Source organism: Pararobbsia alpina, from assembly GCF_965118125.1.
Classification (GTDB): Bacteria; Pseudomonadota; Gammaproteobacteria; order Burkholderiales; family Burkholderiaceae; genus Pararobbsia; species Pararobbsia alpina_A.
In genome coordinates, this window is record NZ_OZ221288.1 from 1925687 (window position 1) to 1937994 (window position 12308).

The window sequence follows — 12308 nt, forward strand, 5'->3', positions numbered from 1 at the left end:
GGCCCCGTCATGCGGGCTTCTCATATCCATTTCAGCCTGATTTTGAGCCTTCGGCCGTGTCGCCAGTGAAGCCATGCCGCGTCGCATTGCGTGCGACCCGAATGGTTAGCGCGCTGTTGATGAGCGAATAGACGGAACGCCCCCCACAGACGTGGACACCGCGTTGCTTTTTAAGGGCTGCGACTTATATTGCATCTCGTCTGGTCCGGCGCACCTGCGCGGAACATGCAGTCATGTGGCGACATCGTCGCCTTGTTCACGCTTCTGGGAGCCCACAATGGCGGATTCCGTCAAGCTCTATGTCAAATGGATCGGTGGCGCGGTGGTCAGCGGCCTCGTCACCGCCGGCACCGTGGTCGCGATCAACGCGATCACCGGTGCAAGCACACCGTCTTATGCTCAATCGCCCAGCCCTGCCGACGGGCCCGCGACGTACGCACAAGCCGCAACGCCCGCACCGGCAGCGGCGCCTGCAGCACCAAAGCTCAGCGCACAGCAGATCGATTCGCTGACGGCGCCCGTCGCGCTGTATCCCGATGCACTGCTGGCTCAGGTCCTGATGGCCACGACGTTTCCCGACGACGTGATGGCCGCAGCCGCCTGGTCCAAACAGAATCCGAAGCTGCAGGGCGACGACGCGGTCAAGGCCGTCTCGGCGACCGCATGGGATCCAAGTGTGCAGTCGCTGGTTGCATTTCCGCAGGTGCTCGCGACGATGTCGCAAAAGCCCGACTGGGTGCAGAACATCGGACAAGCGTTCCTCGCTCAACCTAACGACGTGATGGACTCGGTACAGCGGTTGCGCAACGCCGCTTACAAGGCCGGCAATCTGCAAACGTCGCAGCAGCAGAAGGTGGTTGTCCAGCCGGCATCGGGTGGATCGGCGCCGCAGACGATCGTGATCGAGCAACCCAGCCCGCAAGTCGTCTACGTGCCGAGCTATAACCCGACGACGGTGTATGGCACGTGGCCGTACCCGTCCTATCCGCCGGTCTATATGCCGCCGCCCCCGGGCTACGTGTTCGGCACGGCGCTCATCAGCGGCCTGGCATTCGGCACCGGCATCGCCATCACCAATGCGTTGTGGGGTGGATGCGACTGGGGTCACAACGACGTCAACGTCAATGTAAACCGGTACAACAACATCAATGTGAACCATCGCATCGATGCAAACCGCTCAACGTCGAACTGGGACCGCACCAATGCAATCAACGCGCGCAATCGGGCGGCCGCCAACGGTGGCTTCAACCGGCCGAACAATCTCAATGGCGCGAACAACAACCTGGGCGCCAACCGCGATGCCTATCGCGGACGAGACGGCGGTCAGCGCGATCAGGCGCGGCAGACACTAAACCAGCGCACCGGCCAGAACATGAACGGCTCAGCGAGCGACCGTGTACAGAACATCCGTCAGGGCGGCGGGCCCGGCAACGGCCAGGCCGGCGGTCTGGGCGGCAACAACGGCCGCGGCGGCATCGGAGGCGACAACAATCGACCCGGTGCAAACGGAGGCGGCGTTGCCGCTGGTGGCGGGAATCGGCCAGGCGGAGGCAACAACGACCTTGGCAACCGCGCACAGAACGTGAACCGCGACAGCGCGCTGCGCGATGCCGGCAACGGCAACGCCAGCCGGCAAAGCATGGATCGAGGCCAGCAAAGCCGGTCGGTTGCATCGAACGGCGGTGCACGTGCGGGCGGCGGCGGACTCGGCGGCGGTGGCACCCCCGGCGGCGGCGCAGGGGGTGGCGGCTTCGGTGGCGGCGGTGGCGGCCGCGTCGGCGGTGCGCATGGCGGCGGCGGCGTGCGTGCGCGACGGTAGACGTCGGGCTGTCGCTTGGCCGATCGGTGCTTTCTTTCGAGCACGCGCCGATCGGCAGGCCTGGAACAACGCCGGCTGCTCACTGTGCCTCGAATGGCATTCGAATGACTTGATGTAAGGAACGTCCCATGACCCGGTTACGACACGCTCTTTCACTCGCAGGCGCCGCGTGCGCGGCGGCGCTTGCGATCTACCCTTCGGCCGCATCGGCGCAGGCGAGCTATTCCACGCCCGACGCGGCGGCCACTGCACTCCAGCAAGCGCTGGCCACGCAGGACGATGAGGCCTTGAAGAAGATCCTCGGCTCGGACTACGCACGCTTCGTCCCGCAAGCCTCGGATGACGATATCTACGCGTTCCTGTCCTCGTACGCGAAGCATCACGAGATCGTCGACAACGGCAACGGGGTGGCTCATCTGCAAGCAGGCGACTCCGGCTGGACACTGCCGGTGCCGATCGAAAAGACCGCGAAAGGATGGCACTTCAACGTGCGCGCGGCCCACGAGGAGATGGCGGTGCGGCGCATCGGACGCAACGAACTGGCGGCGATCCAGACCGTGCTGGCAATCGGCGACGCGCAGCGCGACTTCGCCACATCGCAGGGCAAGACGGTCTACGCCGACCGATTCGTCAGTCATCCCGGCAAGCACGACGGGCTCTACTGGCCGGTCAATGAAGGCGAACCCGAAAGCCCGCTCGGTGCGCTTGCCGCGGTCATGGATCCGAAAGCGCGACAGGGCGGCGGATATCACGGATATCACTTCCGCATACTGACGGCGCAGGGTGCGGACGCACCCGGCGGCGCGCGCAGCTACGTGCAGAACGGTGTAATGAGCGGCGGGTACGCCGTGATCGCATGGCCGGTGACGTATGACGACACGGGGATCATGACGTTTATCGCAGGCAGCGATGGCAAGGTCTACCAGCGCAACTTCGGACCGCAGACCTCAGGCCGGGTCTCGACGATCAAGGCGTTCGACCCTTCGGCGGACTGGACGCCGGTGCCCGAAAGTCAGACCGCGGCACAGTAACTTAAAGCACGCGAGGCGCGCGGTGGCTGCTCATGTGCCACCGCGCCGCACACATTTCGGGCTACCGGTCATTCGCAGTAGAAGGAGTACACGGTTTCGGCCTGCGCCATAATCGAAAAAGAAAATTCGGTGAAATGTGTTGCGCAAATCCGACCGACAGTCCATCAGCAACACGTCATTTCGGTGCAGACGCCGAATTTTCGTATTCTCCCTGCTTATAGGTTTCGTTTCGGCGATCGCTCATAATGCGCGATAAGTCACTGCGCTTGTCGACAGTTTGTCCATGTGCTGGCAAGCTTCGGTTCGTGATTCCAGCGCGGCAACGCATCGCATTGCTTATTCATATATGCATGATTCTTCTACGGCATCGGTCGTGACGAACGCGGCCACCGACGATCGGGTTTATCTCGGGCGTCAGCCTATCGTCGACCGCAACGGCGCCCTTCATGCATTCGAACTGTTGTTTCGCAGCGATGCGATCAATCGGGCGTCGATTGTCGACGACATGGAAGCGACCGCTCACGTACTTGCACGCACGTTCGTTGACGTCGGCATCGTCGCTGCACTCGGCGGGCATCCCGGTTATGTGAATGTCAGCCGCGATCTGCTCAATGACGATGTTGTCAGTCTGATTCCGCCCGATCGATTCATTCTCGAAGTGCTCGAAGGCGTGACCTTCGACTCCGCACTGTTCACGCGATGCGCACAATTGCGGCGCGCCGGTTTCCGTTTCGCGCTCGACGATGTCACGCGCTGGTCGGAGTCGCTTGAAGCCATCCTGCCGCATGTCGACGTGGTCAAGGTCGATTTGCTGTATTGCCAGCCCGATCATCTTGAGCCGCTGGTGCAAAAGCTCAAGGCACACAACAAGACACTGCTTGCCGAGAAGGTCGAAACCCGCGCGGACCACGATCGGGCGATGCAGCTCGGCTTCGATCTGTTCCAGGGGTATTACTTCGCCAGGCCGCAGGTGCTCGTGTCACGGCGCGCCAATTCGTCGCGTCACGCTTTGCTCCGCGTGCTCGGACTGCTGAGCGGCGATGCCCAGCTCGACGATCTCGAATCCGAGCTCAAGACCAGTCCCGGGCTGGTCATGCAACTGCTGCGGCTCGTCAATGCGACGGCTTTCGGACTGTCCCGGCCGATCGCATCGCTACGCGAAGCGATCATGGTGCTCGGCACGCGTCAGATCTCCCGATGGGCGCAATTGCTCTTGTACGCGGACGGCCGCAACCTGCCAATCGCGTCTGACCCGCTGGTGCTGCTGGCCGGCACGCGTGCGCGGTTTATGGAGCTCGCGGCAGGCCTGCTCTGGCCGGGTGACGAGGCGAGACTCGACGCCGCATTCATGACGGGTGTGTTTTCGCTGGTCGATGCGGTGTTCGATGCGCCGATGAACGAGCTGCTCGACAAGCTGCGTCTCGCCGGGCCGATCGAAGCGGCGATTCGCCATCGCGACGGCGATCTCGGGCGTCTGCTCGATGCAGCCGAAGCCGCCGAACTCGGCGATACGGCCAAAATAGAAAGCGCTTGCACGCGTCTGCCCGAACTGACGCCGTATCTGATCTCCCACATCGGCCTCGCGGCCGCGTCGTGGTTCGCGGAGAAGACGTCGAGCTGACGTCAGCGCAGGGACATGCCCTCGTCACGCAGCGTGTCGAGGGCAGAAATGCGCAGGGCCCGCGGAAGTTATGCGCCTGCGCAGGGTCCTTCATGCGCGGCGCCTTCGCACCGCGCCCTCGATTGCCCTGACCCTTCCACCTCCAGCACGGTCCAACGCCAATCCGATGGCGTGTTATCCGAAGACCGCGAGCGCGTCCATTGCCAGCGAGCCGTCCATCTTCTGCGCCCAGAGTCGTGCTTCGCCAACCGAACGGCGCTGTCCGCATACGAGAAAAGGCTCGTTGTCGAACAGCGGACCTACAGCACGAAACTCGAGCGTCTGCAGCCGGCGAGCCGGCAGGTGATCGCGCAGCGAATCGACGAGCAGCGTGGCCACAAGCGGCGCATGGACCATCAGGCCCGGATAGCCTTCTTCCGTCGTCGCGTATGTGCGGTCGTAGTGAATCCGGTGCTGATTGAACGTCAGCGCCGAGTACTGGAACAGCAGCACTTCGTCGACCTTCATCTCGTCGGCCCAGTCGTGCTCCTCGGGCGCAAGCCGCGTCGGCGGCACGGCGTCGCCGGGCTTCGGACGGTCGCGGTAGACGATGTCGTGGTCTTCGAGCACCGTCATGCCGCTCTGGTTGCGATATTCGCGCTGCACGCGCACGAATAACAACGGATCGCCCGCGCGGCCCGTCTTCTGGTCGATACCGACGACACGCGAGGTGCGCTCGACGTTATCACCCACGCGGATCGGCAGATTGAACGTGAGCTTCGCGCCGGCGAACAGGCGGCGTTGAAGCGGAACGGGCGGCAGAAACCCGCCGCGGCGCGGATGGCCGTCCGGATCGAGTTCCGAGCGCCGGGTCACGGCAGGGAAGTACAGCCAGTGACGCAGCAGGGGCAGCGGGTCGCCGTCGGCCAGGCGCGGCTCCTGCCGGTCGAGTGCCGCCGCCAATACTGCCGGCGGCGTCGGGCTGATGTCATCGAACGCCCGCTCCGTGCGACCGACCCATTTGCGCAAATAGTCGATATCCATCTACCCCGTCTCCCCGCTCCCTGTTCAGACTTCATGGTCCATCGCGGTTCCGCCTGGTGCGGAACCTGACCTGCGCACAGACATGGGTCTGCCAATGCCACGCGCAAGCCTGCCAGACTTCCCCAAAACGTGCCTTACGTGAATGTCCCGTATTGTGACGATGTTTATTACAGTGCCGTCGTTCGAATAGCGGGCTTTTCTTTGATTTCTGCTTCCGATAGCAGAAATACTTGGTTCATTCGGGTTCAGCGTTTTCTTAAGCTAGTTCGCGCTCATCATAACAAGCCGGATTGTCGATCCGGATCTGTTCCCGATTATGTCCAAACTCAATGGTGCGGCATCCACTGTTTTACCGATTCCGCTTTATATGCAAATCAAGGACCGGCTGCGAAGCTCGATTCTTGACGGCAGCTATCCGGCACACAGTCAGTTGCCGTCAGAAAGCGAACTCGGTGCGATGTTCGACGTGAGCCGCATTACCGTGCGTCAGGCGCTCGGCGACCTGCAGAAAGAAGGGCTGATTTTCCGTATTCACGGCAAGGGAACGTTTGTCGCAAAGCCCAAGGCTTATCAGAACGTCACCTCGCTGCAGGGGTTTGCCGAGGCCATGGCCTCGATGGGGCATGAGATCGTCAATCGCGTCATCGATAAGGCCATTGTCGAAGCCGATGTGTATGTCGCGAAGCAGTTGGCTATTGATCCCGGTAGCCATGTCGTACGTGTCGAGCGCATCCGGCTGCTCAATCGCGAACCCGTCTCGCTCGAAACCACGTGGTTGCCGCTCGATCCCGGCCGCCGGGTGATCAACGCCGATCTTGCGACACGCGATATTTTTCTGATTCTCGAGAACGACTGCGGTATTGCGCTCGGTCACGCCGACGTGCGGATCGACGCGATATTGGCCGATTCCACGCTGAGCGCACCGCTCAACGTCGCGCTCGACTCACCGATTCTGCGGATCGAGCGCCTGAGTTTCTCCGCTGAGGGCCGGCCGATCGACTACGAAACCATCTGCTTTCGCGGCGACGCGTTTCAATACCGCCTGCGCGCGGAACGCAAGCGCGCCCGGCTTGCATCGCCGAATGCAGAGCCGTTGGCGTACTGACACTTCTCGCCGATAGTTTCTTAACGTTAAGCGCTTATAAATCAACGCGTTAGAAACACCCCGATTCCCACATCGCTGTGCAGGTGAGCCTTTGCGGGGACTGACAATTTCTCGATACGTGAGACTCAACAGGGACCGTAGCCGCACACCTCGGAGTGAGGATTTACGGGGACCTTGGGCAGACCCAAAGTGAGGTCCAACAGGGAACTACAGGCCCGCGTCGGGTGAGAACAAACGGGGATCTATAGGTGAGGTGAAACAGGAAACTAACCGAATTCGGCATGAATGGTGCAGCGCCCAAATCACCATCGTGCAGGTGAGCTTTCACAGGGAACTTGAGGGGCTGAATAGCACAAAGGGAGCTCGAAACCCGCGTCAGAACTCGATTTGAGGTGAGATTTCATCTTCTGGCGACTCACCTTTGTGCAAGGTGAGATGGACCGAGTGTGCACATTCACCGTGAGCCTCAGTTATGGTGAGGTTCAACAGGGACCGCTTGCATCGATGGTGAACTCAAACAGGGACCATTGGTGAGGGACTACGGGAATCAAGGTGAGACGAAACGGGGTTCTTTCGCGCAAAAAGACCGTGTGAACGGTGCTTTGGTGAGGTGCTCCGGGTAACTTCACCTCGATGCAAAGGGCAGCGTCCCCGCTGCCCCGCACCTTGCCGGTACCGCCTGAGCCTGAGCCTGAGCCTGAGCCTGAGCCTGAGCCTGAGCCTGAGCCTGAGCCTGAGCCTGAGCCTGAGCCTGAGCCCCTAAGCCTGGCATGGCCTGAGACGGCGGGAGGGCGGCCCCTGCGTCGTAGATACAGTGAGGCCGCCCCGCTCCGTAACGCTCTACGCCGGCGCGGCGATCCGTGCCTCGGCCTCGACCTTCGCCGCGATATACCGGTACTCCTGCGTCAGACCGCCGAACCCGTAGGCATCGCCCTTGACCTCCTGCACATAGATATAGCTTTCTTCGTGCAGGTCCCCGAGCCGCTCTCGCATCCCTTCGAACACCTCACGCTGGTAGCGCGCCTTTTCATCCTTGGTGTTCGTGCCATCGACAATCTTGATGTCGAAATAGAAGCTGGCCTTTCCCTGTTCCGCCAGCGTCCGGCCGCCGACGAACCATTGCTCCGGGCTCACATAGTCGATCGCCACGGCCGTCAGGTCCCGGCGCTTGTGCAGGATGTCCACCGTCTTGTCGAGCAAGAAGTTGGCAATCTCTGCGGTCTTTCGAGCGTCGGGTTCCCCGCTAATCCTCACGTTAAGAATCGGCATACTGCCTCCACATTAGTTAGCAATGCAACTATATGAACAAAAAAAATCAGCCCAGCACCGTACGGATTTCGCGAAGCTGCGCCACCGTCCCATCAAACACGTCCGCACCGATCAGGTTCTTGACCCGGCGCGTCGTCGCCGCACTTGCCGCAGTGATCGATTTCTCCATCCCTTTGGCAACGGCTGTCGGATACACACAGGACTCACGTCCGTCCCCCGCCGACGCGTGACGCTCGATCAAGCCCTTCTCGGCCAGACTGTCGAGCACGCGTGTCGCCGTCGGCCGCGCGATCCCAAGCAGATCGGCCAGCTCGCGATGCAGCGCACCCTCACGCGCGAGAATCGCGCGCAACATGAACGCTTGCGGTGGCGTCAGGCCGAACGGCTCGTAAGTGCGCGTCCATTCCCGCTCGACGACACGCGCCAGCGCTGTGGTGTTGAAGTACAGGCATTGATCGAACATGAATGCAGCTTAGTCCGAGATGGTTAGCTTTGCAACTTTATTTTCCTGACTACCGCAGCGGTTCCGTCGCATTGATCATGTAAGCATTCTCATGCCGCGTGAAGCCGACGCGCGGGTAGTAACCCACGGCCTTGGGCGCCGACAGCAGGATCAGCTTGGCCTTCGGCCCGAGCGCGGCTTGTGTGAGGCGGATCAGTTCGCGCCCGACACCGGCGCGCTGCAAGCCCGAATCGACCGCCAGGTCCGAGAGGTAGCAGCAGTACGCGAAATCAGTCACGGACCGCGCGACGCCAACCAGATGGTCGCCGTCCCAGGCCGTAATCGTCAGGTTCGCGTTGGCCAGCATCGCGTCGATGCACGCGTCATCGTCAATCGGACGGCGCTCGCCGAGCGTCGAGCGAACAAGCAGATCCACAAACTGTTCCCGTGTGATCTTGCGATCGCGTTCATAAGTGATCGACATACTCTGGTGTCCTAGTTTTCCAGTGAGAACCGGCAAAGGTGAGGAGATTCAGGGATCTTTCGTTGATATCTGCCGGCGCGTGACGTCGCGCCGGCAGATATCACGCCGACAAGCGCGGAGGCGCGATCGGACCGACGATCGATTCGACCGTCAGGCCGATGGCGAGCAGATCGGCATCGGCGCCCACGCGTCCGTCGAGACTCAGGCCGACCGGCATGCCGTTCGACGCCAGGCCAACCGGCAACGACAGTCCGGGAAGCCCGGCACACGAGCCCGGATCGACGTTGCGCGTCATCGCTGTGAGAATGGCCGTCGATCCGCCAGGCTGAGCGACGCCGTCGATCGACAGTGCACCTGAGTACGACGGATCGATCAGTGGCGCAGTGACCGGCACCGTCGGAAACACGATCGCCTGAACATTTTGCTGAGCGAAGTAGTCCGCGTAGGTCTGGACGAGCTTGGGTCGTCCGACGGTCAGCGCCTTGATGTATTGGTCGCGCGTGATGCCTTTGCCGGATTTGAGCAAAGCCTGCACGTCCGGGCTCTTGACGCCTGCAAGGACGTCCCAGAACGAATGCGGCGCAGCGGTTTCCCAGAGATAGCCCGGGAAATCCATATACAACTCGAACAGGGTGAGCGCCGGTGATGTGTTGCGCGTCAGCGTCGCGATATCCGGAAGGTCGGCTTCGATGAGCGTGACGCCGCTCGCCTTGAGCTTGTCGAGCGCTGTCTGACATTGCTTCGCAACGTCCCGGTCGACACCGTTCCAGAAGTAGTCGCGCGGCACGCCCAGTCGAATCTGATTGGCGGGACGCGCCTGCACGGACGGCGAACCCGTCAGCGCGTTGTCGATCAGGACGATGTCTGCCACGCTGCGCGCCATCGAACCGACCGAATCGCGTGTATGGGAAACCGGCGCGACACCCACCAGCGGATAGCGCCGTTCTTTCCCGCCGCCACCGACCGAGGGTCGCAGCGCGGCAACACCACACAGCGCCGCGGGGACGCGCACGGACCCGCCCGAATCCGTGCCGAGACCGATCGGCGCGAAACGCGCTGCGAGCGCTGCGGCGGTGCCGCCCGACGCGCCACCTGGAATCTTCGTCACGTCGTACGGATTCTGTACCGCGCCGAACGCGGCATTGGAACTCGTCACGCCAAGGCCCATCTCGTGCATATTGGCCTTGCCGATTACGATCACGCCTTTCTCGAGCAGCGTCTGCAATACGGGTGCACTGACCGAAGGCGTAAAGTCCTTGAGCCCCGGCGTACCGGAACTTGTCGGGACACCGGCTGTGTTGATGTTGTCGTTGATGATGAGACCGACACCGGCAAGCGGACCGAGCGGCTTGTTACCGGCGCGCGCGGCATCGATACGCTTGGCCGTTTCGATTGCGCCCGTTTCGTTGAGCGTGATCAGGGTGTTCAGCGAACGATGTTCCTGCGTACGGTCGATCAGTGCGCTGATATAACGCTCCGCGCTCAGGCGGCCCGACTGCATTTGCGCGAGCGCTTCGGTCGCGCTGAGGTCCGCTTCGCGGCCCGAACCCGCGGTGCGACGCGTAAAACCGGAAGGACCCGTATTGCCCGAGTTCGGCCCCTCATCAGGAGGCACGCAACCCGAAAGCAGGGTAGTGGTGGACGAGGCAACAGCCAGCGCACCGGTAGTCTTCAACGCGGTGCCCAGAAATGCGCGGCGGCCTCGTGACTGCGACTCTTTCATGTACTCTCCAGGACAGCAAGCGCGCAACTGCGCGCGGATACGGTCTAGAGAGTACCACCCGGCCAAAGAGGTTCCGCGCGAAGCGCGAATCCGTTAAACGGTACGGCTATTTTCCTTTCCACGGTACGAGCTTGCGCTCGAGCAGGCGCATGGCAAAGTCGAAGATCCAGGCAATGGCGCCGATCGACACGATGCCCATGATGACGACGTCGGTACGCAGAAAGCTCGACGCATTGAGCACCATCTGGCCGAGGCCGCTGGTCGCGGCGACCATCTCGGCCGCGACGAGTGTCGTCCATCCGAAGCCCACTGCAATACGCAGCCCCACGAGGATATCGGGCAATGCTGCCGGCACGATGACGTGCCAGACAAGCTGCCAGCGCGTGGCGCCCATCGACTGCGCCGCATGAATCTGCTCGACGGTCGCACCGCGTGTGCCCGCGCGCGCCGACATCGCGATCGGTGCGAAGCAGGCGAGAAAGATCACGATGATCTTGGCGGTCTCGTCGATCCCGAACCAGATCACCACCAGCGGCAGATAGGCCAGCGGAGGCAACGGCCGATAGAACTCGACGAGCGGATCGAGCACCGCTCGCGCGATGCGCGAGACGCCCATCAGGATGCCCGCCGGAATGCCGATGATCACGGCGAGCGCGAATGCGCCGAGCACACGCGTCGTGCTCGCGATCAGATGATCGACGAGCGGCAAGCCGCCCTGAATCCGGCCGTGCCATGCATCGTTGAACGCACCGAGTACCGCGGCGGGCGAAGGTAGAAATAACGGCGGCACCCACGCGCGCCCTGACGCCAGCCACCAGATCGCGATGACCAATGCGACCGTAACCGCGCTGATCAACGCAGTGGGACCTTCGCCCGGCATCGCGCGGATACGCGCGAAGCGCGGCCGTTCTTCACGTGTCGCACCGGATTGCTCGACGCGCGGATCCGCCGCGCGCCATTCCTCACGACGCGCGTTCATGCAGGACTCCGTTCACGGACGAGATCGGCGATACGGTCACGCCATTCGATGAATTCAGGATCGGACCGGATCGCGCGCGCATCGTGTGTGCGCGCGAATCGTGCCGCAAAGGGAAGGTCGAACGTATGGGCAATGCGTCCAGGCGAAGGGGTCATCACAATCAGACGGGTAGCGAGAAACACCGCCTCTTCGACACCATGCGTAATAAAGAACACCGTTTTGTGTGTCTTTTGCCAGATATCGAGCAGCAGTTCCTGCATGGATTCACGCGTCAACGCATCGAGCGCGCCAAGGGGTTCATCCATGAGGAGCATACGCGGATCTCCCGCGAGTGCGCGCGCAATGCCCACGCGCTGCTGCATGCCGCCCGACAACGTGTAGACCGGTGCCTTGGCGTGTTTCGACAGCCCGACTTCGCCGAGCCATCGTTCCGCCACTTGTGTGCGCTCCTGCTTCGACACACCCCGGAAACGCAGGCCGAGCGCGACGTTATCGCGTGCATCGAGCCACGGCATCAGCGCGTGCCGCTGAAATACAACGCCACGGTCGGCGCCAGGCCCGATGACCGGATGCCCGTCGATCTCGATCGACCCGGCACTCGGTTCGATAAATCCAGCGATGCAATTGAGCAGAGTCGACTTGCCGCAGCCCGATGCGCCGAGCGCCACCACAAACTCGCCCGACTCGACGCGCAGGTCGATCTGCGACAACGCTTTGACGGATCCACCGCGGGGCGCCTCGAATTCGACGCCCAGTCCGCGGATATCAAGCAGACTCATGCAACCTCACTACGATGCGGTCGTGACAACACG

The 12308-nt window shown here is 62.2% G+C and carries 11 protein-coding genes; 4 read left to right on the top strand and 7 right to left on the bottom strand.

What is annotated here, in order from left to right; all coding sequences use genetic code 11:
* Nucleotides 1–277 precede the first annotated feature (277 nt).
* The 3 genes from ACMFWR_RS26655 to ACMFWR_RS26665 all read left to right on the top strand — a co-directional run bounded on the left by ACMFWR_RS26655 (nt 278) and on the right by ACMFWR_RS26665 (nt 4471).
* The gene (locus tag ACMFWR_RS26655; protein ID WP_413195381.1) at nt 278–1819 is read left to right on the top strand and encodes a DUF3300 domain-containing protein; all 1542 of its coding nucleotides are present in this window, start codon (nt 278–280) and stop codon (nt 1817–1819) included.
* A 128-nt stretch (nt 1820–1947) separates the two neighbouring features.
* Nucleotides 1948–2850, top strand: coding sequence for a DUF2950 domain-containing protein (locus ACMFWR_RS26660; RefSeq protein ID WP_413195382.1), 903 nt, complete (start codon nt 1948–1950; stop codon nt 2848–2850).
* Between the two features lie 346 nt (nt 2851–3196).
* Nucleotides 3197–4471: an EAL and HDOD domain-containing protein gene (locus ACMFWR_RS26665; protein WP_413195383.1), complete on the top strand. Its 1275-nt coding sequence runs from the start codon at nt 3197–3199 to the stop codon at nt 4469–4471.
* A 174-nt stretch (nt 4472–4645) separates the two neighbouring features.
* On the opposite strand, the gene ACMFWR_RS26670 is transcribed toward ACMFWR_RS26665, so the two are convergent.
* The gene (locus ACMFWR_RS26670) at nt 4646–5494 is read right to left on the bottom strand and encodes a MaoC family dehydratase N-terminal domain-containing protein (RefSeq protein ID WP_413195384.1); all 849 of its coding nucleotides are present in this window, start codon (nt 5492–5494) and stop codon (nt 4646–4648) included.
* 316 nt (nt 5495–5810) lie between these two features.
* On the opposite strand from ACMFWR_RS26670, the gene ACMFWR_RS26675 reads away from it, so the two are divergent.
* Nucleotides 5811–6599, top strand: a complete 789-nt coding sequence (locus ACMFWR_RS26675; protein ID WP_413195385.1) for a GntR family transcriptional regulator — start codon at nt 5811–5813, stop codon at nt 6597–6599.
* A gap of 840 nt (nt 6600–7439) precedes the next feature.
* Here the strand turns inward: ACMFWR_RS26675 and ACMFWR_RS26680 are convergent.
* The 6 genes from ACMFWR_RS26680 to ACMFWR_RS26705 all read right to left on the bottom strand — a co-directional run bounded on the left by ACMFWR_RS26680 (nt 7440) and on the right by ACMFWR_RS26705 (nt 12275).
* On the bottom strand, nt 7440–7868 hold the full coding sequence (locus ACMFWR_RS26680; RefSeq protein WP_413195386.1) for a tautomerase family protein: 429 nt from the start codon (nt 7866–7868) through the stop codon (nt 7440–7442).
* Nucleotides 7869–7914: 46 nt separating this feature from the next.
* A complete protein-coding gene (locus ACMFWR_RS26685) occupies nt 7915–8331 on the bottom strand; it encodes a MarR family winged helix-turn-helix transcriptional regulator (RefSeq protein WP_413195387.1) in 417 nt (138 codons plus the stop codon).
* A gap of 49 nt (nt 8332–8380) precedes the next feature.
* Nucleotides 8381–8794, bottom strand: a complete 414-nt coding sequence (locus tag ACMFWR_RS26690; RefSeq protein ID WP_413195388.1) for a GNAT family N-acetyltransferase — start codon at nt 8792–8794, stop codon at nt 8381–8383.
* Nucleotides 8795–8894: 100 nt separating this feature from the next.
* Nucleotides 8895–10517, bottom strand: coding sequence for an amidase family protein (locus ACMFWR_RS26695; RefSeq protein ID WP_413195389.1), 1623 nt, complete (start codon nt 10515–10517; stop codon nt 8895–8897).
* A 106-nt stretch (nt 10518–10623) separates the two neighbouring features.
* On the bottom strand, nt 10624–11496 hold the full coding sequence (locus ACMFWR_RS26700) for an ABC transporter permease subunit (RefSeq protein ID WP_413195390.1): 873 nt from the start codon (nt 11494–11496) through the stop codon (nt 10624–10626).
* Nucleotides 11493–12275: a taurine ABC transporter ATP-binding protein gene (locus ACMFWR_RS26705; protein WP_413195391.1), complete on the bottom strand. Its 783-nt coding sequence runs from the start codon at nt 12273–12275 to the stop codon at nt 11493–11495. Before ACMFWR_RS26705 ends, ACMFWR_RS26700 begins: the two co-directional genes overlap by 4 nt.
* Nucleotides 12276–12308 lie beyond the last annotated feature (33 nt).

Coding starts and splice junctions, on each gene's coding strand:
- ACMFWR_RS26655 (WP_413195381.1), top strand. CDS start 278: ATGGCGGATTCCGTCAAGCTCTATGTCAAATGGATCGGTGGCGCGGTG.
- ACMFWR_RS26660 (WP_413195382.1), top strand. CDS start 1,948: ATGACCCGGTTACGACACGCTCTTTCACTCGCAGGCGCCGCGTGCGCG.
- ACMFWR_RS26665 (WP_413195383.1), top strand. CDS start 3,197: ATGCATGATTCTTCTACGGCATCGGTCGTGACGAACGCGGCCACCGAC.
- ACMFWR_RS26670 (WP_413195384.1), bottom strand. CDS start 5,494: ATGGATATCGACTATTTGCGCAAATGGGTCGGTCGCACGGAGCGGGCG.
- ACMFWR_RS26675 (WP_413195385.1), top strand. CDS start 5,811: ATGTCCAAACTCAATGGTGCGGCATCCACTGTTTTACCGATTCCGCTT.
- ACMFWR_RS26680 (WP_413195386.1), bottom strand. CDS start 7,868: ATGCCGATTCTTAACGTGAGGATTAGCGGGGAACCCGACGCTCGAAAG.
- ACMFWR_RS26685 (WP_413195387.1), bottom strand. CDS start 8,331: ATGTTCGATCAATGCCTGTACTTCAACACCACAGCGCTGGCGCGTGTC.
- ACMFWR_RS26690 (WP_413195388.1), bottom strand. CDS start 8,794: ATGTCGATCACTTATGAACGCGATCGCAAGATCACACGGGAACAGTTT.
- ACMFWR_RS26695 (WP_413195389.1), bottom strand. CDS start 10,517: ATGAAAGAGTCGCAGTCACGAGGCCGCCGCGCATTTCTGGGCACCGCG.
- ACMFWR_RS26700 (WP_413195390.1), bottom strand. CDS start 11,496: ATGAACGCGCGTCGTGAGGAATGGCGCGCGGCGGATCCGCGCGTCGAG.
- ACMFWR_RS26705 (WP_413195391.1), bottom strand. CDS start 12,275: ATGAGTCTGCTTGATATCCGCGGACTGGGCGTCGAATTCGAGGCGCCC.